A 19479-nucleotide genomic window follows, 5' to 3' on the forward strand; every position below is an offset into this window, starting at 1 on the left:
GGGAAGCAACTAGTGAGAAAAGTTGCTTCCCTGCTTTCCGTTTGTTCATTTGTTTTTCACAAACAGTAGTTTAAACCACTGGATTACGAGGAACGGCAGGATCGCCAAACAATAAATAAGCATAAATTGCGTATTGCTTAGTGCAGCTACTTTAAACATGCCCGATAATGACGGGAGCAGCAGGACACCATGTAAACTAATGAACCCGATGATAAATGCAAACCAAGAATATTTATTTGAAAACACCCCGATTGAAAAGATGGATGCTTTCGATCTGGAATTGAACCCATGCACTAATCGAGCCAGACATAAAGTTGCAAATGCCATTGTGCTAGCGGTCAGTGGATCACCTGACTCCAATCCTGTAAGAAAAGCGATAATCGTAGAGGTGGCAATTAAGAGGCCTTCCACAACAATCCGAGCCGTAAACGTTTTCGTTAATAATTGTGTATGGATGTTTCTTGGCTTGTCCCTCATCGCTTTCGGGTTATGCGGTTCTAATCCGATTGCAATCGCAGGTAGGCTGTCGGTTAGCAGATTGATAAACAAAAGATGAACCGGCGCAAAGGGAACGGGTAACCCGAATATCGTCGCATATAATACGACAAAAATGGCGCCTGCATTTCCCGACAATAAAAAAAGAATGGCATTTTTAATGTTCGTGTAAATGCTTCTTCCATTTGAAATCGCTTTGACAATCGTTGAAAAATTATCATCAGTCAACACCATAGAGGAAGCATCTTTCGCGACTTCTGTTCCAGTGATCCCCATTGCCACACCAATATCGGCTTTCCGCAACGCTGGTCCATCATTGACGCCGTCTCCCGTCATGGCCACGACATGTCCTTTTTCCTGCCAGGCGTTTACAATCCGGATTTTATGCTCAGGTGTAACCCGGGCAAAGACGGAATAGTTTTGGACTTGTTCTTGTAATTGCCTATCCGTTAGCTTTTCGATTTCATGTCCCTCAATTGCTTCGGACGGATCTTCTAAAATCCCGATTTGTTTGGCGATGGCCATTGCTGTTATTTTATGATCCCCCGTAATCATGATAGGTTTAATTCCAGCTTTTCTACAGCTTTCAACAGCCGCCTTCGATTCATTTCTTGGTGGGTCCATCATTGCCGCTAAGCCAACAAACGTCAACCCTCTTTCATCGACGGTATTGATAGGACGATTGCTTTCAATAACCTTGTAGGCAATGGCCAATACCCGTAAACCGTTCTGGGAAAAATCTTGATTGACTTCTTCGATTTTTCTTCGGTGTCCGTCCGTCATAGTCATAATCCCATTTGACGTATCAAGTTTCACGATTTTGGGAAGGAGTACATCTACGGCTCCTTTTGTAATCATGATTGTTTGTCCATCGATTTGATTCACTGTACTCATAAGCTTTCTCTCGGAATCAAATGGAAGTTCCGCAACTCTCGTATAGTGCTTTCTGACAAGCATTTCGTCCAACTGTAGCTGTCTCCCCAATTTAACAAGAGCTAATTCTGTAGCATCGCCAATCTCCTTTTCACCTTGATTCAAGGCGTCATTGCATAATAAAGCTTGGATGAGAAGCTTCTTCACGATTGGTTGGTCTGTTTGCAGTTCATTTTGAGGAATGACTTTTTGGTCAACATACATATATTGAACTTTCATTTTATTCTCGGTCAAGGTTCCTGTTTTGTCGGAACAAATAACAGACACACTGCCCAGACTTTCAACAGCATATAGTTTTCGGATAATCGCGTTTTCCTTCGCCATTTTTCGGGTTCCAAAGGCAAGCACAATCGTCACAATGGAACTCAATGCTTCCGGAATGGCTGCGACGGCAAGTGAAACAGCAAACATAAAAGATTCGACCAATTCCCGCCCGCGCATCAGGTCAATCGAGAAAATGACAACACAAATCATTGTAATTGCAAGGGCCAGCTTTTCTCCAAAGTCATCCAAGCTTACTTGCAAAGGGGTTTTCTTCTCTTTTGCGGTCTCCAGCATATTTGCTATTTTTCCGATTTCGGTTTCCATTCCGATTGCTGTCACAGCGACAAGGCCACGTCCTTTGGTGACGAAGCTGCCGGCAAATACCATATTATTTTGATCGGCAATCATTTCATACGCTTCGTCGAGGGACGCATTCCGCTTTGCTACAGCTATTGATTCGCCTGTTAGCGAACTTTCATTACAATGCATATTGTGGCTTTCAATTACTCTTCCATCGGCACTTATAAAGTCACCGGTCTCCAAATAAAGAAGATCTCCGACAACGATATCCTCAGAAGCAATCTCGGTGATTTGATTGTTCCTCATCACTTTTGCGGTAGGGGAGGACAATGCTTTTAAGTTCTCTAAAGACTGCTCCGCTTTCGCGTGTTGAACAGTTCCAAGAATAGCGTTTAACAGAACAACAAGCAGGATGACAACCGTGCTTTCGACTTCACCCAACAAAAAAGAAATGAGAGCGGCAATGAGTAAAATAACGACTAACAAATCAGTGAACTGGCTTAAGAATACAGCAAAAATACTTGTCCTTTTTCCTTCCGTTAATTCATTAAAGCCATGCAAGGCTTGTCTTGTTTGGACTTCGTAATCATCCAAGCCTGTTGACGTCACGTCCAATAACTTCATAACCTCATCTGCAGTTTGTCGATAGTACACTGACATTTGGTTCCCCCTTTGATTAATAAAACATATTTCTAATGAACCTGCTAACTTGTCCAATAGAAGTCATTTCCTAAAGGGAAATGTGTCTTATGCGCTTCTTCCGCTCTACCATATGCTAGTAATCTTATTCTTTATTCCATCCCTGTATGACAGTCTTTCATGTGCATTCAAACGGGCGGATTGCTTAAGGGGGCGGAGGAAGTAAAAGTTTAAAGTAACTAGCAAGTTCTATGGCAATATTATACAATCGGGGAAGGTGGATAATTTTTTGTATTTTCAAAAGGGAAAGATGATGAACTGTAACTAATGATTATATTCAATCGGTCATAATCTTGAGGAGGTTGGCTAATGAATAGAAAAATAGGAAAGCGATACTTATGTTTGATGATATTTCTATTAACTGCACTATCCGCATGTGCACCAAGTTCAGTTTTCGATTTGTATCAAGGGAAATCTTTGAAAATAGCAGTGGTTGGAGAAGCCCCTGAAGTTAAAGAGGAGCAAGTAGAGTTTGTAGAAATAACGTTTACAGAAATGAAGGATGATGAAGATTATGATGCAGTTATTATTAGGGAAAGTAATCTGTTAGAGGCTTCTGAAAGCCAATATGCAGAAGTTTACTTACGTTCTACAATTCCATTTTTCTTTATTGGAGCGTCTAATACAATACCTTTTACTGTGAAAGATGTGGAATTCGACAAAACTTGGGAGTGGGCTCCTGGCGTTGGTTATGCTGTTGGTGTTCTTACAATGCCGGAAGAGGTGCGGCATTGGAGTTATGGTTTGTATAATGATGAAAAGACTGATGAACATATTCAAGAAATGTACGCAAGAATTTTCGAGACAATAGGTGAATTACATCCTTAATGAAAAGGAGAGAACCGAGAGAAGAATGGGGGAGTGACGCGATGTTCAGAGGCAAAAAGAAGCTAAGAGACATCACTATTTTCTTAGTTGCAGCATTAATACTAGGTGGAGGTTTGTATTATGAATATTTTTTTACACCCAAAAATTCTCTTGAATTGTATCAAGCTATAAAATTTGCAGACAACATCGATGAAGTACATGAGCTATTCTTGGACGGTTATGAGGTCAATTTTACAGAAGAGGATTTTCAATATATTCAAGATCATACTGCTAACAGAGTAGGGCAATTCACGCTTTTCGAGTACAATGCAAAGTCATATGTAATAATGACATCTCCCGGAAGTGAAAAGTTAAAAGTTCTTGCAATAGAAGAATTACCCGACGAAATTAGAGTGTTCTTTTCAGAACTATAAAATGAGACTTTGCTCGACTACCGTAGTGATAAATCTATTTACATCATAGCCGAAATGATGGGAATAAGGAGGGCTGGTCGTGAATAGAGAAAAAGTTATTGATGATAAGCTGAATCGGGCATTTGAACTATTTGAAAGTAATCAACTTATTGAAGCGGAAGAATTATATCAGGAATGCCTCAAACGAATTGATACAAGTTCTACTAAATACAAAGCTGCGCTGCATTGGATGGGATATGTTAAAAGTGAACTGAAAAAATTCGATGAAGCGCGATCAACCGATCTGATTGCACTTGGATGTTCTTTGCGCGGGCTTGGAGAGATTTATAAAGCCACAGGTGAGTTTGAGAAGGCGAAACGTAAGTTTGAACAATCTATTCAAGCGTTTACAGATGGCGATGACCATGTGGGAGTAAATGAGGTAAATAGAATGCTTGATGAATTTTGACCATCTTTACGAAAGCTATAGACGGGTTCATTGTAATTACAAATGATGGAGGAGAGAAAAATGGATGTAAAAAGTAGGTTGGGCGCTCTGATTTTTGCGAGCATAATTGTAATGTCAGTAGTATTTCGGTATGCGCAAGAGCCATATAGTACAGAGCATATTGTAAGCTCTTTGTTTGATAAATTCGATGTGCAAAGCACGCAAATTGGTGCGACAGATCCTGTGATATCGATTGATGTATACGATAAAAATGATATCCCTGAAGTTGAAAAATACCTAAAGGCTAACTTGACTAAGGATGACTTAGAACATTATGAAATTGAAGTGTTTTCTCGGTGGTCGTAATTCTTTGTTGAGAAATGAGGAGGGATTTAAGTGCTGCTTATAGGAGGTATAATTATCGTTATCATTACTCTTTTTACTATAGAAAACCATCTGAAAAAGGTAACTAAGCAAAATGAGGAAATAATAGAGTTACTCAAGAACATAAATGGGCGAGATGACTAGGGAGGGGGAGTAGTGGATTTCATTGCCATCATAATCACAATAACGTTTGGATTTTCGATCATGTTGTTATTCCTTTCTCTTTTCTATGCAGTGATCAAATGCTCATGGAAAGCCATGTTAGTTTCTTGTATTGCGAGTCTTCCGATTTCCATGTATTTCTTAAGTGGCAATCCACCCATATCTTTCTTAGGTTTTGTGCCGCTTTTATTCTTTGCATTGACGGTTATCTTTCGTAGGGCTTCTCAAAAAGAGGTTGCCTAGTAAGGTGCGTCTCGCCGAAAAGAAAGGGTGGCAGAATGACAGAATCGAATAAGGAGTTGAAGAAACGGATACTTAGGAAATCCCGGTTTACGCTAACCTACCGGATTCTCCGTATCATGCTGATCGTGTTTTTACTCTATTGTGTGTATGTATTTTCAATTAATTTTATTGACCAGAAACTGAATGTAGCGAATGAACATGCCTATTACTCGAAACTTGCAATCGAGTGGACTATACCGAATGTCCGAGGGGATTTTAACTTTGAAGAAGAAGAGATGACGATGTTCGGAACAAAAAAATTATCCTATAACTTGATCAAGAAGGTGGGCAATGACGACAAAGTCATAGGCGAAGCAAACGTGACGAAGCGTCTGAAAAATCCTTCATTTATTTCTTTTTCCCATCCCGGAAAGCAGCAATTAAATGAATTCTCTTTTTCATTGCCGATCGATCCGCGTAACGGTAAAAAGTTAGATGGAAATGCCTGGCCGAATGTTTGGGATACCTTATCAATGCTTCCTGAAGGCACGGTAGGGGAGATGGCTTTTTCCACAAACAGTTTTATGGAATCTAAGCAATTAATCGATTTGCTGGATAAATATGATCTACACGTACTATGGATGCCTTTATATACGAGTGAGTTTGTAAATTACGAACCTTATTGGAGTAGTAGCAGCAATAAATCACTCATGGTTCCTCACTTTGGTCTGTCAGGTGGAAATGATCGGAATGAGTACTTTCATGAGTCGTCAGTAATCACCCGATTAACTCAGGATACTCTTCGTGAAAGTGAACAATTAATGCTGAAGAACATGGAAGAGCTTTTAACTAAGTCCTCGAGTTATTATGAGCAATTCTTAGGGCTTGGCCATTTCGAGCAAAAATACCAGTATCTAAAGGAAAACGGATTTACTGTATATGGAGCTGTTGTAACAGGACCTGTAAAAGAATTATTGAAGTTGCAGGATGCTTCATTTATCCAAGGGGAGCAACTAGGGGAAGTGGAGTTGTGGAATTGGCAGTCGAATTGAAAGAATTGCAAAGGTGATGAGGAACAATCCTGGATTTCCGAAACTGCTCAACGATATAGAATCTCGCTCCTTTGAAGGATGAATTTGACATTATCACTAATAAACTAAGGGGGAAGGAGTAATGCTGAAACGAGTGGATGTTGCTTATGTGCTTTTATATGATAACGATGGAGAAAATATTTTAATGGTAAAAAACAAAGGAAGTCACTCCTCTTACTATACACTTCCTGGAGGGGCGGTCGAAAGCGGAGAAACTTTAGAAGATGCTGCTATCCGTGAGGTTAAAGAAGAAACGGGGTTAAACGTTGAACTAGAGGGAATCGTGGCTGTAAGTGAGGCTTTTTTTGAAGAGCGGCGGCATCATGCAGTACTTTTCACTTTTAAAGGCAGAATAATCGATGGTGAAATAAGTATATCTCTTCCAGAAGAAATTGAAGAGATTACATGGATGGATGCGGTAACGGCAAAAAAACATGCCTATATTCCAATTATGGAGAAAGAGATATCAAATAATGAAACCATTGTTCCATATGTTCTCCGTGGGAACGTTTTTCATACTATTTAAATCTTATTTAACTAACTGGCGTCATTGTAGTATAGCGAAGGCGCCGGTTAAGGAGGATATGTGGATTGGCTACTATAGGACTGATTAGACATGGAGTTACTGATTGGAATAATCTTGGTAAAGCACAAGGCACATCAGACATTCCGTTAAATAATTTGGGTAGAAAGCAAGCTGTTAATGTTGGCAATAGACTACTAGATGAAGGTAAATGGGATGTAATGATTTCCAGTGATTTATCAAGAGCTATAGAAACTGCGCAAATCATCGGGAGTAGAATAAAATTATCAATTAGTCATTATGACAAAAGAATTAGAGAGATAGACTGTGGGGAAATTGAAGGTACTACAGAAAAGATACGACAGGAAAAATGGGGAAGCAATTGGCGCGAAATAGATCTGGGGATGGAAAGTTTTGAAGTGGTGGGGAAAAGAGGAGTTGAATTTCTTGAAGAAATAGTCCATACATATAATGATAAGCGGATATTAATAGTAAGTCACGGGCATTAATCGGTTTGACCTTACAACAGTTACTACCCGCAATGTTCCAATCGACATACATAGATAATTCCTCCTTAACGATCTTACATAATACCAATGGAAAATGGGACTGCACATTATACAATTGTACGAAACATTTGGTAGATATGTGATTTTGCAGCTCATAACCCTTTAACATTAAAGGGCAGGATAAAACTTCATTAATACAGGGGCTTATTGTGAAACGATTTGATTTGTTATTCGTATAGATGATTAGTTGGGAAACTAAGTATATGGGAACAACATTATTTCTAAGGGGAACAATATGGTAGCTGAGATGATCTTGACAGTAATTCTTATGATTCCGTTGTATGCATTCTTTATCTGGACCTATAATTGTCCCGAAGATAGTTTTTTGTTTGGTAAGCGGTGGCAGTTCAAAGAGGAACCTGAAGTTTCTCCAAATATGGTCCGTTATTTGAAATTCACTTCCATAGCAGCAATGATTAGTACTCCTATCGTTATCTTTAGTATTTTCTTCAAACAGTCTGTTTTCGGTCTTGCTTTACTGGCATTTATCTTTGTGATTGTGATTGGTGCTTTTATAATATTTACAGGTGAAAATTGACGTTAGATTAAGCAATTGAATCGGATTTACTGGTGAGCATCAGGCGGTAACTGAGCAACATCAGGCGGTTCAAATGAGTTAACATGGTTACAAGTAACCATTAATGAACAACAATACGAAAAGGGACTGTTCTGGTAGATTTTCGGTCTTACCAGTCAGTCCCTCCTTTTTTTTGAAACTTACATGACCGTCCAATTCCTCTCCTCAGCAACCCTCAGCAACCGGTCCTCAGGTCTTACAGCAACCGGGTTTCCTACAAGTTCAAGTACGGGAAGGTCGGAATAGCTGTCTCCGTATGCAAAGCTATGTTCCCAGTCAACTTGCTGTCCTTCGAATATCTCCATAATCATTTCGGTTTTGCGCTTTCCATTAATATGATAAATTTCCGTTTCGCTATCAAACGCGTCTTCTGCAGTAAATGGTATGTCGGTTCCGATGATCGTATCGAATTCAATACCTTCCGTCACGGCATACAATAATGGCGTATACGCACCGGATACGAGCATGACATGCATGCCTTCGCTTTGATGCTGTCGGACCTTTTTCACGACTTCTTCATTAAAAGCTTGCCGCATGTCTTCCTTCATTTCATTAAAATAGTGCTTATACTCCGCTTTAGATAAAGTACGTAAGGCGTTTGCGTAAATTTGCATCGATTGTTCTTTCATTTTCGCTTCCGGAACGATTTTCAATTTGTAACCTATGTAAAGTGGGAGAATCCTACGAAAGAAGTCTTTATACTTCGAGCTGTGTGTCGGGTGATGCTTCAGATGGTCCATTAATAATTGAAAAGTCTCTTTCGCATATAAAGTACCGTCAAAATCGAATATCGCAACTTTCATTGAATAAATCCCCCTAATTATACAAATGCATTTAGTATTGATGATACAGCGTTTGAAATGAAAGGGCAATTTGTGGATAATTGATGGAGAGAGTGAGGAGACAGGACATGCATAAGAATCAAAAGAAGAAAAGGGAAGATTCCTTCCTTTTCACGGTGAATGAAGAAGCGGAGTTATTACCGTTTTTATTAGAAAACATGAAAAAGAACAGCCGAAATTCCATTAAATCGATGTTGACGAGAGGACAGGTCTCTGTGGACGGCAGCACAGTAACGAAGCATAATCATCAATTGTTGCCAGGACATAAAGTGGAGATCCTCGCGAATAAAGCTGCTTTGAATGAAAGCAAAATTACTGGCCTGACAATTATCTACGAAGACGACGCAATTATCGTCATAGATAAGGAAGCCAGCCTGTTATCGATGGCTGCAAAAGATAAAAACGAAAGAACGGCATTTAGTGAAGTGTCGGCTTACGTGAAACGGAAGGACCTGCGGCAAAGAGTTTTCATCGTCCATCGTTTGGACCGGGATACGTCAGGTGTCCTCCTGTTCGCGAAAAGCGAGCAAGTGAAAATGGTATTGCAAGATCATTGGGATGAAGTCGTGAAGGAAAGGATATACACGGCCTTGGTGGAAGGGAATGTCCGGAAAGAATCCGGTACGATCAAATCGTGGTTGAAGGAGACGAGAACGTACAAAGTTTACTCGAATCCGACGGACAACGGTGGTCAACTCGCAATTACCCACTATAAGAAAATACGATCGAATCGCCAATACTCTTTGCTGGAGGTCAAATTGGAAACAGGTCGAAAAAACCAGATACGGGTCCATATGGAGGAAATCGGCCATCCAGTAGTCGGCGACAAAAAATACGGCTCGACTGTCAATCCAATCAAAAGACTCGGCTTGCACGCAACAGCATTAACGATCGTTCACCCGGAAACAAATGAAATAATGAAATTCGAATCACAGATCCCATCATCCTTCATCAATAAATCTTTATAATAAATAGTGGTCTAAATTCAATAATTGAATTTAGACCGCTTTTTTGTGTTAAATGAACACTAAGAAAATCGCCAGAAAAGGCGACACTCCTGCGGAAAAAGGATTAGCCGAAGACCCCGCAATGAAGTGAGGAGGCTAAGGTAAAGCCCGCGGAAAGGGAGCCGTTCTGGCGATTTTCATTTTTACAATTTATTGCACCGTAGGATTCGGCATGCTTGGTTGACCTACTGATGAGGCATACGAATTCAAAATCGCCTGCATATCTTGCTGGGCGAGCTGAGGCACCTGGTAATAATGATGCTTGTTTTGATAAATTGAAAGCTCGTAAGCCATCTCAATGCAGTTAGGCACTGAATCCTGCAACACACGTCTGACGACAGGGTTACACGTCTCAAGAGCTGCCATCGTCTTCCCCGACGCGTTCGTTTTTGCTGATCCGAGAAGGAAACCGGAAATGATTTCATCCGAAATTTCGCTCGCATTTTGAATTGGCTTCTTCGGTTGCGATGGCTTCATGCCATAGACAAAGTCATTTCCTTGTTTCATCTTATAGCTGCCTGTCGGATGGGATGGATCCATACCCGTTTTAAAAGCTTCCACCGTAATATTATATTCATCCAATGTAAAGCGGTATTGCCTGTCCAAAATGTCGAGCAACTCGGGGTCCTTGACATGTGGCCGTAAAATCATTGCCTGATTCAATGCTGCTATTGTACTTGAAAGTACCTCATGGACATCAAAAAGCTCGTGTCCCCCGTGGTTCATCTGTGGTGGAACTGCCCCTGTATGCATATTTTGATGCGTTTCACCAAATTGATTTTGCGTCAATATAAGTATCCTCCTTTTTTAGATTGATTTTCAATCGACAGTAGTATGGCTTCAAGGAGGAGGTATATGCGTGTAAAAGTTGCTAAATACGCATAATCGCATGTCTTTAAAAATAGCATAGGATAAAGGACATTTTGTCAATGAAAGGCAGTGGATAGAAATGCAAATACATGTCGTGCAGCAAGGGCAAAGCTTATACGGGATCGGGCAAGCGTATGGTGTACCGTATGAGGATATCGCACGGGCAAATGAATTGATAGATCCATCCCGAATCGTTGTCGGGCAAGCACTCGTCATACCCATCACAGGCGGCTACCATTGGGTGCAACCCGGCCAATCCCTTTATATCATTTCAAGATTGTACGGGACGACAGTAGAGGAGCTCGCCAGAATCAATCGCATTTCCCCGAATAGTATTTTGCATATAGGACAACGATTGTATATTCCACAAAGGAGAAAGTCGATCATCGATGTATTTCTATACGTTGAACCAAGGGAAGCGATCATTGAATCAACAGTCCAGGAAGTTAGGAATAGGGTGGGTGATTTAACTTACTTGGCAATGTTCAGCTATGAACCGCAACGGGATGGTTCATTGAAAACACCACCGATTGATGATATTCCTGAAATAGCGGCGCAAGCCGGAGTTCTGAATGCAATGGTCATCAGTAACTTGGAGAATTTTGCTTTCAGTGCTGAATTGGCACATGTTTTGTTTACAGATCAAACGGTACAAAATCGCCTGTTCGAGAATATTGTCCAAACTGCCAGAAGAATAGGCTACTCCGATATTCATTTTGATTTTGAATTTATTCGGCCGGCGGATAGGCAACTGTATAATACGTTTCTGAGAAATGCCCGCGCCCGCTTCCATCCAGCGGGCTTGACGCTATCTACTGCATTGGCGCCGAAAACTGCTGATGATCCGACAGGGCTTTACGGGGGAATTGATTACAAAGCACACGGGGAAATTTGCGATTTCGTCACGTTAATGACGTATGAATGGGGTTATTCATATAGTGAACCGCAAGCCGTCAGCCCAATCAATCAAGTTCGTCGAGTCGTAGAATTCGCAGTCAGTCAGATACCTCCCGAAAAGATCTTCCTGGGGCAAAATTTATACGGCTATGACTGGACGTATCCATATCCTCCGGAGACTGGAGTTGCTGCAAAAGCGCTCAGCCCCCAACAGGCAGTTAATTTGGCTATTAGCCGGAACGCGAATATCCAATACGATACCGTTGCCCAAGCGCCGTTCTTCCTTTATTGGGATAATGACGGAGTGCGCCATGACGTGTGGTTTGAAGATGCACGCAGCATCCAAGCTAAATTTAACTTGTTGAAGGAATTCAATTTGCGTGGCATGATGTATTGGAAGCTGGGATTAGCATTCCCGCAAAACTGGCTGTTACTCACAGATAATTTCAATGTGCGAAAACGATAATGTAAAGCGAACCATATGTGCAAGCTGCACATATGGTTCATTTAATAACTCAACTGTTATTCTTTTGAAATATAATTGATTGCGCTTTGGAAAATGTCTACATCCGGATTGATTAACAGAGCAGGTAGGAATGCGAAAGCCATTAAAATAACTAAATTGGCTCCTATTACTGTGCGCAGCATTTTGCTGAATTTCATAAAGCATCTCCTCTTTCTCTTTGTAGTTGTTTTCCAAATCGCAAAAATATGGTTTTGGATATGTCTACTAATAATCTATGTTCAAAAATGGGTAAATGATTTTATTTTCGTTCTACTAATTTCGACAAGACTCGTGAAACCGACATAATATAGCCATAGTAAATCTCAGTGAAACGAAAAAGTTGTTGAATATATTCATATTTTCAGTAATACTTATTGAAACGAGGAAACGATTTCGAAATATTAATTTTCATGGAGATTTTACGCACGATATAATTTTTTCTTCGGTAGTTTCAAGAAAGGATGAGGCAAATGACAAATATGGAAAACACCAGAGAAAACCGGAACCGGGCGAATGATTACGTTCATGAAGTTTATGAACTGGTAAAAAAGAGAAATCCCGATGAAAAAGAATTTTTACAAGCGACGAGAGAAATATTCGATTCGCTTCGACCGGTCTTTGCCAAGCATCCTGAATATATTCGGAACGGAATACTGGAGCGCATAACAGAGCCGGAGCGGATCATCTCTTTCCGTGTGGCCTGGGAGGATGACAAAGGGAAAGTGCATGTCAATCGAGGATTCCGCGTTCAATTCAATAGCGATCTCGGTCCGTATAAAGGCGGCATCCGCTTCCATCCTTCCGTCAACAATAGCATCATGAAATTTCTTGCGTTTGAACAGATTTTCAAAAATGCATTGACCGGGCAACCGATCGGTGCGGGGAAAGGCGGCTCCGATTTTGATCCGAAAGGGAAGTCTGAACGCGAAATTATGCGTTTCACGCAGAGCTTCATGACCGAGTTAAGCAAGCACATCGGCCCGGATATTGACGTGCCAGCAGGAGATATCGGTGTCGGCAAACGGGAGATTGGCTATATGTTCGGCCAATACAATCGGCTGAAAGGCGGCTACGAGGCGGGCGTTCTGACAGGAAAGGATCCGAAACACGGCGGTTCGCTAGGACGGAAAGAAGCGACCGGTTACGGAACGGTCTATTTCGTTGAGGAGATGTTGAATGAAAACGGACTTTCCTTCAAAGATAGCACTGTCGTTGTATCGGGTTCCGGAAATGTGTCGACATATGCTATTGAAAAGGCCCAACAACTTGGAGCGAAGGTTGTCGCATGCAGCGATTCCGGCGGCTATATTTACGATAAGAATGGCATAGATCTTGAGACGGTAAAACGGTTGAAAGAAGTGGAGAATAAACGGATTTGGGAGTATACGAAGGAGCACCCGGATGCCGAATACCATGAGGATTGCTCGGCGATCTGGTCTATCCCTTGTGATATTGCGCTTCCTTGTGCAACACAAAATGAAATCGATGAAATCGCAGCCCATATGCTGATTGCAAACGGTTTACAAGCGCTAGGCGAGGGTGCCAATATGCCATGCAATATCGAAGCAATCGAAATTTTCCTAGAGAATAAAGTGCTTTTTGCCCCTGCAAAAGCAGCGAATGCGGGTGGAGTGGCAGTCTCCGCGATGGAAATGTCGCAAAACAGCATGAGGCTTGGTTGGACAGAAGAAGAAGTGGATATGCGCCTAAAAACGGTCATGGAAAACATCTATGCAAGCTGCAAGGACGCAGCCGAACGGTTCGGCAAGCCGGGCAATCTCGTCATGGGCGCCAACATCGCAGGGTTCCTGAGAGTAGCCGACACAATGGTTGCGCATGGAATACGATAATTACACAAAAACTACCTTACATATGTTGGTAAGGTGGTTTTTTATTTGAAGTGATTGCTGTCATGTTACTCTGCGCTCATAAAAGTCTCCCCGCGCTCATAACCCCAGTTTCCAAGCAACGACTCTCGATTGAACAATAATTTTTCCTTTTTCACATACAAATCTATTGAAATCCAAATTATCTATGGTATTATAAAAATACATACTGATGAATAAAGATACAACATGATCTATAAAGGAGGACGAAAATAATGGGAAATAAAAAAGTCGTTTTGGCGTATTCAGGTGGTCTAGATACTTCGGTGGCGGTGCAATGGTTGACAGATAAGGGATATGATGTAGTCGCTTGTTGTTTAGATGTAGGTGAAGGGAAAGACTTGCAATTCATTCAGCAAAAAGCTTTGCAAGTCGGTGCGGTGAACAGCTATGTCATCGATGCGAAGGAAGAATTTGCAAAGGAATATGCATTGCTCGCATTGCAGGCACGCACGTACTATGAAGATAAATATCCACTTGTTTCAGCATTATCGCGTCCGTTAATTTCCAAAAAGCTTGTCGAAGTTGCGCATAAAGAAAATGCGACGGCAGTAGCGCATGGCTGTACCGGTAAAGGAAATGACCAGGTCCGTTTTGAGGTCGCAATCAAAGCGCTTGACCCGACGCTTGAGGTTATCGCTCCAGTCCGTGAATGGAGCTGGTCGCGTGAAGAAGAGATCGCGTATGCGAAAGAGAAGAATATCCCGATTCCGATCAATCTAGACAGCCCTTATTCCATCGACCAAAATCTATGGGGCCGAAGCAATGAATGTGGAATTCTTGAAGATCCATGGGCTGCGCCGCCAGAAGAGGCATTCGGATTGACTTCATCAATCGAAGACGCGCCAGATACGCCGGATGTTATCGAAATTGAATTTGTGGAAGGTGTGCCTGTCAGCATTGACGGAAAACAATATCCATTGAGTGAACTGATCTTGATGTTGAATGAGGTTGCCGGCAAACATGGAGTAGGTAGAATTGATCATGTTGAAAATCGGCTCGTCGGCATCAAATCCCGCGAAGTGTATGAATGTCCGGGTGCCGTCACATTGCTGAAGGCGCATAAAGAACTGGAGGACATTACACTCGTAAAAGATGTCGCTCACTTTAAGCCACTCGTTTCTCAGAAGCTTAGCGAGCTGATCTATAACGGCCTATGGTTCTCACCTCTCCGAAATGCGTTGGAAGCTTTCGTGAAAGAGACGCAGCAATACGTGAACGGTGTTGTCCGTGTCAAATTATTTAAAGGGCATGCGATTGTCGAAGGAAGAAAATCATCCAACTCCCTATACGATGAAAAATTGGCGACCTATACGTCCGATGACGAGTTCGACCAATCGGCAGCTATCGGCTTCATCCAATTATGGGGTCTGCCGACGGAAGTCCACAGCTCGGTGAATAAAAAGCAAAAAGTGAGAAATTGATAGACCGTGCCTTCTGCAGAAAAGTGCAGGAGGCTTTTTCCTGTCCATATGCCTAAATAGTCTGGAATTCCTAAGATTGCTAACTAGCTATAACTAATCAATTTAAGAATTAAGGAACATTTATCCTTTTTTTATAGTAGAATTTCTATGTGTATAAGATTTCCAATCTACGAAAGACATTTACGACAGGGAGGAAGCTCAGTGGAGAATGTGCAAGAAACAAAAGTGAAAAGGAAGTCGCCCGCGCTATTGATTGCCGTGCTAACAGCGGTGCTTGTGATAGGTGTCGGATCGGTTTCTGCATTCTTTCTTTTAAACAAGTCACCAAAAGTAAAATATTTGCTGGCTGAAACGAAGACGTTTACTCAAATGGGAGAGCTTTTCGAGGAGCGTTATCAAAATGAGTTTGACTGGATGGATGTTCAGAAGAAAAAGCCAGTCGAAACGACCCAGGATCTTTCCTTTGAATGGAATGATCCGAGTGCAGGTTATGATATGGTCGAACTGCAAAGAATTCTTAACAATACGACGTTTACAATGAAACAAACAAAAGATCCCGTAAAGAAGGAATGGGAAATGGATTTCAGCGGGAAATTCGGCTCCGTTTCTTCAGAAGTCGTGACATTGTATTTTACACCTGAAAAGATGATGGCAGCATTGCCATTCACCGATAAACTACTGTTTTTCATGGATGAGGACTACGGAAAAATGATGAGGGAAACGGATGCTTTCTATGAAGGTCCGGAAAAGCTTGGCTTATCTCGTATTTTTGAAGAGCAATTTTCCATGGATGGTGAATTTCAAAAATACGTGAAAGAGGAATATATGGAATACCTCTATCATGAGTTGCCTGAAGACGCATTTACAAGTGAAAAAGTAGAAATCGATGTGTTCGGCGAGAAGATGAAAACAGAAAAAGTGGCAATGAAGCTTTCTGAAGAACAAGTGAAAACTTTGCTAGTAGATCTATTCAAGAAAGCGCGGGAAGATGAAAAGCTGAAAGCGCTTTTGAAGGAACAGATTGCATTTTCGACGATGACTGACGATGTTTCTGATCAGAAACTAACCGAATTGATTAGTGATTTTGAAACGTCGCTGGACGAAGCAGTTGATGAAGTGAATGGATGGCATATTCCGAATGGCATCGAATCGACGATTTGGCATAAATCGAACAGTATCGTTAAGCGGGAATTTGCTATGTCATTAGGGGTAACTGAAGATGAAATTTCCACATTGAAAATCGCGGGTGTCCAATCATTGGATAAATCCGGCCAGAAATGGGATTATTCATTTACTGGCACAGATTCTTATGCGCAGGAAGATACTGTCGTTAAATTCACAGGCAACTTGGCGTGGAAAGACGGGAAGTCGGATGACACGATGACAATTACTGCGGACTATGTGGACGTTTCGTATAAAGGAAAAGAAGAATTGGACGGAAAAAAACGTACATTTAACCGAGAGTTCTCTATTTCCGATGGAAGCTTTTCTCCTAAACTCGTTTGGAGCGGAACGGCGGAACATGAGAAAGATTCAATGAAGGCGGATCATGAGTTCACAATTATCGATCCAACTGGTGACCTTTCCACGTCCGATATTTACCTTCGATTAAAACAAGAAGGGAAAATTGCAAAGAAAGTGGATATGCCGGATGACTCCAAAAACGCCGTTGATGTTGGTAAAATGAGCAGTGACGAGATGGATGAACTTGGAGATGAATTAGCTACAGAGTTCGAGAAATGGGTAACGGACCTGATGGGTGATCTCCAAAGTGAGCTTGAAAACTTCTGATGATTGGAAGTGAGCTGTTTGCAATCGATACGAAGAATACTATTTTTTACGAATGAATATTTGAAACAGCTGAAGAAGAAGCGGGCGACCCTTCTTCTTCTTTTTCTATTTCCACTCGTTTTGATTGGATTACTGGTCGGCCTCGTTGCGGGTCTCATTATCCCTGCTGAGAACGCACCGATCCGTGTCGCGTTAGTCGACGAGGATCAGACGAAGGAATCCAAGCTGATCAGCACCTTGTTGACAGAAGCGGCAAGCGATCAGAATTACATAGAAATCTTTCCGGCATCGAGTGAGGAAGCCGGGCTATTGATTGAAAGAAACGAAATTAGCACTACTTTTTCATTGCCGAAAAATTTTACGGAAGACCTGTATGAAGGGGAGTCGGTAACAATTCCGATGGTCGGCAATCCAGCCAGACCAATCGATAGTTTCATCGCAAAGCAGCTCGTCGATAGTTTGGCACGCTATATTGCTGCCGCCCAGGCGAATATTTTAGTGATCAATGATTATGCAAAGGAGACCTCAATGCCCCGCGATGAGCGAATGGAGATGATGTTTGATCAGTTCGTTGATTTCACGCTCTTTACATTAGGCAAAGATAAGCTTTTAGATGAAGAAGTATTGAAGAACTCAGCAACAATGTCGCCGTTACATTACTTTGTGCTGTCTGGCTGGTTCATTGTCTTCTCAGTATGGCTTTTGTCCTTTTATATTGTACTTGAAAAGGAAGAGTCAAAAGCGATGGCTACGCGGCTCAAATTATTCGGCGTTAGCGTTGGCCAGCGGGTTGCAGGAAGGCTGATCATTTCGCTAGTTACAAGTTCATTGCTAGCAGGACTTGCTTTTTACGTCATGATTAAAATTCTTCAAATCGATTTTTATGCTGTCGATATGATGCGTTTTGGTTTATTTGCATTGTTGTACGCTTTTATCCTTCTTTGCGGCATTGCTATGATCGATGTATTGCTGCCATTAAAGAAGATTGTTCTTTTTGTACAATGCTTATTTGTTTTCGGTGTCGTAGTAGTGAGTGGTGCTTTAATTCCCACTCTATATTTTCCGCAAGTTTTTCAAGAGTGGATTCCTTATTTGTTCTCGCCGATTGCACTTGGATGGATGATAGATCTTTTGCTGGAAGGGCGTAACTATGCGGATTTTACCTCATTAGCAATTTATGCGTTCAGTGCATGTATCGTCTTATGGCTGTCGCTCAGCTGGAAAGAGAGGTGGAGCAGATGAATCGACAACCCGCTCAACTTTTCAGATTGAAAAAGGAATGGAAAAGCGTAATCTGCTGGCTGCTTGCTCCAATTATACTGACGGTGTTCGTCATGAAGACATTTGGCATATTGCAAGGCGAGTCGAGAGTTCCGATTGCGCTTATCGTTGAAGATTCTTCTATATTGGCAACGCAGTTGGCGGAAGAAATAGAGAAAAATGAAATGTTGTCCGTTCGACGTTTAGAGCTTGACGATGCCCTTCATAAGTTGAAGCAGCATGAGCTCGACAGTGTTTTCGTCATCCGGGAAGGGTACGGCGAATCCGTATTGGCGAATCGGCGGTATGGATTGATTGAAGCCTATTTTTCCAATCGATCCTTCGCATATCCGGCGATTTCAGAAACGATTATGTCTCTTGCCCAACAAGATATTTCAAGGTCGAAAGCGGCAGGGGTCATCCAACAGCTGTTCCTAGATTATGGCATGGAAGATCAATGGGATTATGAAGAAATCATCCAAAAGAGCATAGAAAAGCAGAGGAAAGAAAGTCTGCTCCACACAAGTTTTTCATACGGCAAACAAACAGGACAGCCTGATGAAAAGCCGATGGAGCTTTTGAACAGCAGAGCAGTTTGGGCATTTTTCACAATAATCGCCGCCTTTTTCCTATTCGATTGGATGATCAAAGAAAGCCGGCCTTCGATGCAAGTGAGATGGTTATATACATCAACATCGTTCAAAAGCCACGCAATACGTATGTTAGGTTTGTATTCATTATTGACTGTTTTATCGGACGTCCTTGCTTTGTTTGTTTTCCACTTTGTTTTACAGGAGACGGTTACCTTGTCATTCATCTTCCCGATGCTAGCGTTTAGGGTGACATTGAATCTGTTTGCCTTTTTGCTTGCGGTCGTCTACCGTCAATTGTTTATGTACTATATAACGGGAATTGCCGTAGCACTTTTATTGACCGTCACGGGAGGAGCAATCGTACCGCTCGACGCTTTATCGAGAAGGTGGGAATGGGTCGAGATTCTTAGTCCTGTACGCTCATTAATGACTACGACAATTCCGATTGGCTGGCTCGTGTTGTTGATGTTGCTGCTGGCTGCATGGATGGTGAAAGGGGGAAAACGAATTGCTTGAA

The 19479-nt window shown here is 41.7% G+C and carries 19 protein-coding genes; 15 read left to right on the plus strand and 4 right to left on the minus strand.

Annotated elements, in window-relative coordinates; all coding sequences use genetic code 11:
- Positions 1 to 45 precede the first annotated feature (45 nt).
- The gene (locus AWV70_RS08845) at positions 46 to 2652 is read right to left on the minus strand and encodes a cation-translocating P-type ATPase (protein ID WP_060206247.1); all 2607 of its coding nucleotides are present in this window, start codon (positions 2650 to 2652) and stop codon (positions 46 to 48) included.
- Between the two features lie 348 nt (positions 2653 to 3000).
- Between AWV70_RS08845 and AWV70_RS08850 the strand changes: the two genes are divergently transcribed.
- The 8 genes from AWV70_RS08850 to AWV70_RS08890 all read left to right on the plus strand — a co-directional run bounded on the left by AWV70_RS08850 (position 3001) and on the right by AWV70_RS08890 (position 7848).
- On the plus strand, positions 3001 to 3519 hold the full coding sequence (locus tag AWV70_RS08850) for a hypothetical protein (RefSeq protein ID WP_060206249.1): 519 nt from the start codon (positions 3001 to 3003) through the stop codon (positions 3517 to 3519).
- Between the two features lie 41 nt (positions 3520 to 3560).
- Positions 3561 to 3932 carry a hypothetical protein gene (locus AWV70_RS08855; protein WP_060206381.1) on the plus strand — a complete coding sequence of 124 codons (372 nt, stop codon included), beginning with the start codon at positions 3561 to 3563 and terminating at the stop codon, positions 3930 to 3932.
- 79 nt (positions 3933 to 4011) lie between these two features.
- Complete coding sequence (locus AWV70_RS08860; protein WP_060206250.1) at positions 4012 to 4380, plus strand: tetratricopeptide repeat protein; 369 nt, start codon at positions 4012 to 4014, stop codon at positions 4378 to 4380.
- 60 nt (positions 4381 to 4440) lie between these two features.
- Positions 4441 to 4725, plus strand: a complete 285-nt coding sequence (locus AWV70_RS08865) for a hypothetical protein (protein WP_060206252.1) — start codon at positions 4441 to 4443, stop codon at positions 4723 to 4725.
- A 458-nt stretch (positions 4726 to 5183) separates the two neighbouring features.
- Complete coding sequence (locus AWV70_RS08875) at positions 5184 to 6179, plus strand: anti-sigma factor (protein WP_060206256.1); 996 nt, start codon at positions 5184 to 5186, stop codon at positions 6177 to 6179.
- 124 nt (positions 6180 to 6303) lie between these two features.
- Positions 6304 to 6744, plus strand: coding sequence for an NUDIX hydrolase (locus AWV70_RS08880; RefSeq protein ID WP_060206383.1), 441 nt, complete (start codon positions 6304 to 6306; stop codon positions 6742 to 6744).
- 65 nt (positions 6745 to 6809) lie between these two features.
- Complete coding sequence (locus AWV70_RS08885; RefSeq protein ID WP_306464378.1) at positions 6810 to 7250, plus strand: histidine phosphatase family protein; 441 nt, start codon at positions 6810 to 6812, stop codon at positions 7248 to 7250.
- 295 nt (positions 7251 to 7545) lie between these two features.
- A complete protein-coding gene (locus AWV70_RS08890; protein ID WP_060206259.1) occupies positions 7546 to 7848 on the plus strand; it encodes a hypothetical protein in 303 nt (100 codons plus the stop codon).
- Between the two features lie 179 nt (positions 7849 to 8027).
- Here AWV70_RS08890 and AWV70_RS08895 read toward each other — a convergent pair whose 3' ends face one another.
- Positions 8028 to 8690, minus strand: a complete 663-nt coding sequence (locus tag AWV70_RS08895; protein ID WP_060206261.1) for an HAD family hydrolase — start codon at positions 8688 to 8690, stop codon at positions 8028 to 8030.
- A 107-nt stretch (positions 8691 to 8797) separates the two neighbouring features.
- Between AWV70_RS08895 and AWV70_RS08900 the strand changes: the two genes are divergently transcribed.
- Positions 8798 to 9697 carry an RluA family pseudouridine synthase gene (locus tag AWV70_RS08900; RefSeq protein ID WP_153009934.1) on the plus strand — a complete coding sequence of 300 codons (900 nt, stop codon included), beginning with the start codon at positions 8798 to 8800 and terminating at the stop codon, positions 9695 to 9697.
- Positions 9698 to 9886: 189 nt separating this feature from the next.
- On the opposite strand, the gene AWV70_RS08905 is transcribed toward AWV70_RS08900, so the two are convergent.
- Entirely contained in the window at positions 9887 to 10525 is a 639-nt protein-coding gene (locus AWV70_RS08905) for a spore coat protein (RefSeq protein ID WP_235588592.1), read from the minus strand.
- 160 nt (positions 10526 to 10685) lie between these two features.
- Between AWV70_RS08905 and AWV70_RS08910 the strand changes: the two genes are divergently transcribed.
- Positions 10686 to 11969 carry a LysM peptidoglycan-binding domain-containing protein gene (locus AWV70_RS08910; protein ID WP_060206265.1) on the plus strand — a complete coding sequence of 428 codons (1284 nt, stop codon included), beginning with the start codon at positions 10686 to 10688 and terminating at the stop codon, positions 11967 to 11969.
- A gap of 56 nt (positions 11970 to 12025) precedes the next feature.
- Here AWV70_RS08910 and AWV70_RS24125 read toward each other — a convergent pair whose 3' ends face one another.
- Entirely contained in the window at positions 12026 to 12166 is a 141-nt protein-coding gene (locus AWV70_RS24125) for a hypothetical protein (RefSeq protein ID WP_201024340.1), read from the minus strand.
- A 312-nt stretch (positions 12167 to 12478) separates the two neighbouring features.
- Between AWV70_RS24125 and gdhA the strand changes: the two genes are divergently transcribed.
- From gdhA to AWV70_RS08935, 5 genes are all read left to right on the plus strand, one after another.
- Positions 12479 to 13858 carry an NADP-specific glutamate dehydrogenase gene (gene gdhA / locus AWV70_RS08915; RefSeq protein WP_060206267.1) on the plus strand — a complete coding sequence of 460 codons (1380 nt, stop codon included), beginning with the start codon at positions 12479 to 12481 and terminating at the stop codon, positions 13856 to 13858.
- A gap of 251 nt (positions 13859 to 14109) precedes the next feature.
- On the plus strand, positions 14110 to 15318 hold the full coding sequence (locus tag AWV70_RS08920) for an argininosuccinate synthase (protein WP_060206269.1): 1209 nt from the start codon (positions 14110 to 14112) through the stop codon (positions 15316 to 15318).
- Positions 15319 to 15519: 201 nt separating this feature from the next.
- The gene (locus AWV70_RS08925; protein WP_060206270.1) at positions 15520 to 17109 is read left to right on the plus strand and encodes a DUF6583 family protein; all 1590 of its coding nucleotides are present in this window, start codon (positions 15520 to 15522) and stop codon (positions 17107 to 17109) included.
- 18 nt (positions 17110 to 17127) lie between these two features.
- On the plus strand, positions 17128 to 18351 hold the full coding sequence (locus AWV70_RS08930; RefSeq protein ID WP_060206272.1) for an ABC transporter permease: 1224 nt from the start codon (positions 17128 to 17130) through the stop codon (positions 18349 to 18351).
- Positions 18348 to 19478: an ABC transporter permease gene (locus AWV70_RS08935; protein WP_060206274.1), complete on the plus strand. Its 1131-nt coding sequence runs from the start codon at positions 18348 to 18350 to the stop codon at positions 19476 to 19478. Before AWV70_RS08930 ends, AWV70_RS08935 begins: the two co-directional genes overlap by 4 nt.
- Position 19479: the final 1 nt, after the last annotated feature.

The organism is Sporosarcina koreensis (assembly GCF_001531445.1).
GTDB classification, from domain to species: Bacteria; Bacillota; Bacilli; order Bacillales_A; family Planococcaceae; genus Sporosarcina; species Sporosarcina koreensis_C.